Annotated in this window: 3 protein-coding genes; 1 reads left to right on the plus strand and 2 read right to left on the minus strand. The window is 67.6% G+C overall.

The genetic code is table 11. The features are described 5' to 3' along the window. The coding region (locus GF405_01765; protein MBD3366884.1) for a poly-gamma-glutamate synthase PgsB at positions 1 to 149 on the minus strand (149 nt) is incomplete at its 3' end. A 432-nt stretch (positions 150 to 581) separates the two neighbouring features. Between GF405_01765 and GF405_01770 the strand changes: the two genes are divergently transcribed. After that, positions 582 to 1,673 (plus strand): hypothetical protein, encoded by a 1,092-nt coding sequence (locus GF405_01770; protein MBD3366885.1) that lies wholly within the window; start codon positions 582 to 584, stop codon positions 1,671 to 1,673. Between the two features lie 158 nt (positions 1,674 to 1,831). Here GF405_01770 and GF405_01775 read toward each other — a convergent pair. Continuing rightward, positions 1,832 to 3,721: MMPL family transporter (locus GF405_01775; protein ID MBD3366886.1), on the minus strand; the 1,890-nt coding region annotated here is incomplete at its 5' end.

A 3,721-nucleotide genomic window follows, 5' to 3' on the forward strand; every position in this document is an offset into this window, starting at 1 on the left:
GCCGAGATGAGACGTGTAACCGACGACTTGCCGCGCGTGCCGTTGACATGCACGCGGACGGGGAGCGCGCCGAGACGCCGGACGTGAAGGCGGTACTCGACGAGCCCGTAGGTGAAGAAGGCCACTGCCAGAAGAAGGACGAGCCACATACGCGATGCCCTCAGGTTCGGCCCCCGAAGCGAATCGAGGCCGCCCCCGAGGGCTCTGAAGGTGAAGCCGGATCCCCCGCCGCAAGGCGCCTGACCGTGGCCCTCCCAAGCTCGGCGGCGCGAAGCGGGACGAAGCCGGCACCGGATATCCTAGCAGAGCATGCGGGCCCTGTCAACGAGGACCGCCCCGATCCGGACGGCTCCCACGGGTGCATGGGACTTGGCGGCCCGCCTGGATCGGACGAGCACGTCCGAAGGCCGCCTTCGCCGGGCCCTGCATTCGCCATGGACATAGGACGCCTCTCACAGTATACTGCAAGCGTCCGGCGGCTCGGGAGCTCTGGCCGCGTCACCTCCTCACCGGAACCGCCGTGACCTGCCGTTCGGAGAGGTCCTTCGGGACGCGGTCGCCAGGAACCGGGGAGGTAGCCGATGAGATGGCCTGTGATCGCTCTCCTTGTCTGTCTGTTCGTGGCGGGGCACGCCGCGGCGGACGACAACCCGGCGCGCGTGCTGCTCTGGAGCCAGGTGCCGTCGGAGACAGCGACCGGCTGGGCTTCGCAGCATGCGCCCGATACGCCGTTCTTCGCCGAGTGCGTGAACGACTTCGTCGCTCCTCACAACGCCGAGATAGACCACGTGCATTGGTGGGGCACGTACTGGAATCAACCGCGCAGCGGTCCGAGTCCCAGCGGCTCCCGCGTCGACTGGTCCGGGAACCCGACCGGGCGGCCGTCGCTCGACTGCTCGGGCTCCCAGCGCGTCACCTGCCTGAGCGACAGCCTCGTCGGAGACACGACCGGCAAACCGTCGAACGTGGACGAGTACGGCTGCATCTCGTGGAACGAGTCCGGCCCCGAGATCGTCTACCAGTTGAAGGTCCCGTTCCCCAACACCTACATCGTGTTCACGCTCGACGAGCCGCCCGGGCTGGACCTCGACCTGTTCCTGCTGGGCAGCTGCGACGAGAACGACTGCCTGGCCTTCGCCTCCTCCTCCTTCGGCTACACGTTCTCCGAGCCCGGGACCTACTACCTCGTAGTCGACGGCTACGAGGGCGACGCGGGGGAGTTCGCCCTGTGGATCGACTGCACCGACGTTCCCGACATGTACTTCTGCATCAGGTTCTACGAGAACGTGCGCGGTCCGTCGCGCAACGGCCCGGGAGAGATGGTCTACGAGGTCTGGACCGATGACTTCCACGAGGCGGACGAGGGCGATGGCGACTACTCGTACTGGGCCGACATCCCGCCCTTCCCCGTGGCCGGGGGTCAGCACTACTGGGTGAGCTTCCAGTGCGTGGCCGAGCAGCTGGCGTACGGTCAGTGGGGTCCGCTGGAGTCCGAACCGATCGAGCTCATGAGTCCGTACATGGACTTCTCGTACCTGGGTATACCTCGCTGGACCTACTTCCCGGACTCCCCGATCGGCAACAACTACGCCGACCTGGCCTTCGAGCTCTTCGCCGACCCCACACCCGTCGAGGCCTCGAGCTGGACGACGATCAAGGCCATCTACCGGTAGGCGCGCGGAAACCGGCTCGCAGCAACGCCGAGAAGCCCCCAGGGAACCGGGGGCTTCTCTCGTTCCGGGCCTGCCGCGCGGAGCCCGATGTCGCATCCCCGCGCGACGTCTCCCGGGGCCGCAATCCTCCGGGCGGAACAACCGCAAGGGCGGAGAACCTACATCGCGTCCTCGTACTCCTCGCGCAGACTCTCGAGCCGCCGCTCCCGCTCCTTCGGGGAGGCCTGTCCGCGACAGAGGTAGTAATACGCGACGGGGACGACGAAGAGCGTGAGGACGCACGCCGACGTCGCGCCGAAGGCGACCACCGTGCCCAGCGAAAGCCGGCTCGCCGCCCCGGCGCCGCTCGCGAGGATGAGCGGAATGGCACCGATGGCGGTGGAAAATCCCGTCATCAGGACCGGCCGGAGACGCAGCCGCGACGCGCGGAACACGGCCTCCTCGAACTCGAGACCGCGGTCGCGCAGCTGGTTCGTGAACTCGACGATGAGGATCCCGTTCTTGGCGGCCAGGCCGATCAGCATCACGAGTCCGATCTGGCTGAAGATGTTCAGCGTAACGCCCATGAGCAGCATGCCGATGGCGGCGCCGAGGATACCCATGGGAACGGTCAGCATGATGACGAAGGGACTGACGAAGCTCTCGAACTGCGCGGAGAGCACCAGGTATGCGATGACGAGCGAGATGATGAAGACGAAGGCGACCGCGCCGCTCGACTCCTTGAGCTTCTCGGAGAGCCCCTTGTACCCGACCATCGCCGACGACGGGAGCTCCTCGCGTACCGCGTTCTCGAGAAACGCCAGACACTGTCCCATCGAGTAGCCGTCGGCGATGCCCGCGGAGATCGTGACGGCACGCATCCGGTTGTAGCGCCTGAGCTCGCTCGCCTCGGCGCGCTCCTCGAACGTGACGAGGTTCGCGAGCGGGATCAGCCGGCCGGTCGTGGACGAGCGGACGTAGATGTTCTCGAGGTCGGTCGGCGTCCGCCGCTCCTCCGTGGCTCCCTGGAGGACGACGTTGTACTCCTCGCCGCGGTCGACGAACGTCGTCACGTTCCGCGAGCCGAGCATCGTCTGCAGGGTCCGTCCGACCGTCAGGGTGTTCACGCCCATCTCGGCCGCCCGCCCCTTGTCCACCTCGACGCGGAGCTGGGGCGTCGTTTCCTTGTAGTCGGCGTCGACGCCGACGAGTCCCGGATACGCCTGGGCCTTCTCCACGATGATGTCGCGCCACCGCGCCAGCTCCTCGTACGTCGGTCCGCCGATGACGAACTGGATCGGCTGCCCCCAGCTGAACGAGAGGCCGGACGGCTGGAAGACGAAGACGCGGACCCCGACGATCTCCGACAGCCCGCCCATCAGCTCGCGGGCGACCTGATTGGCTGAGCGGTCCCGCTCGGCCCAGGGCGCCAGGTCGATGATGGCGGTCCCCTGGTTCACCCCGCCGGCGCCCCATCCCGGGGTCATGGCGAGCACGTGCTGTGCGTCGCCCCGCTCCACGAGCGGGGTGAGCCTGTCGGTCACACGCTCCATGTAGGCCCGCGACGCATCGAACCCGGTCCCCTCCGGCGCCGACATCCTGACGAAGAGCGCGCCGCGGTCCTCGGACGGCTCGTACTCGGAGACGACGGTCCCGAGCATGATCCAGATCGAACCGATGATGAGGATCAGCGCCGCGAGCGAGATAACCGGGTTCCGGACGGCGAGCCGGAGCGCGCCGTCGTACCATGCGATGACCCGCCGGAACACGCCATCGACCGTCCTGGTGAGCGCGCTCTCCGACGCCCTCGGTCGCAGGATCTTGGAGCACAGCATCGGCGAGAGCGTCAGCGCGACGATGCTCGAGAAGACGACGGCGCCGGCGATGGCGAAGGCGAACTCCGTGAAGAGCCGGCCCGTCTCCCCTCCCATGAGACCGATGGGGACGAAGACGGCCACGAGCACCAGCGTCGTCGCGATGACGGCGAAGGCCACCTCGTTGACGCCGCGGAACGACGCGAGAAGCGGCGGTTCGCCCTCCTCGATGCGCCGGTGGATGTTCTCCAGCAC

This window comes from Candidatus Effluviviaceae Genus V sp., from assembly GCA_014728125.1.
Lineage (GTDB): Bacteria > Joyebacterota > Joyebacteria > Joyebacterales > Joyebacteraceae > WJMD01.